Source organism: Enterobacter sp. UNJFSC 003, assembly GCF_036903355.1.
Lineage (GTDB): Bacteria > Pseudomonadota > Gammaproteobacteria > Enterobacterales > Enterobacteriaceae > Enterobacter.
In genome coordinates, this window is the sequence record NZ_JBAKHK010000264.1 from 1 (window position 1) to 253 (window position 253).

Annotated in this window: 1 pseudogene; it reads left to right on the forward strand. The window is 51.8% G+C overall.

Annotation, left to right across the window (positions count from 1 at the left end):
- Positions 1–253: pseudogene (glpF, locus tag V5P19_RS24080) on the forward strand (glycerol uptake facilitator protein GlpF); the annotation flags it as partial.

A 253-nucleotide genomic window follows, 5' to 3' on the forward strand; every position in this document is an offset into this window, starting at 1 on the left:
CGAGCAGACTCATCACATTGTTCGCGGCAGCGTTGAAAGTGTTGATCTGGCTGGCACTTTCTCTACTTACCCTAATCCTCATATCAATTTTGTGCAGGCTTTCGCAGTTGAGATGGTGATTACCGCTATTCTGATGGGGCTGATCCTGGCGTTAACGGACGATGGCAACGGTGTACCACGCGGCCCTTTTGCTCCCTTGCTGATTGGTCTACTGATTGCGGTCATTGGCGCATCTATGGGCCCATTGACGGGT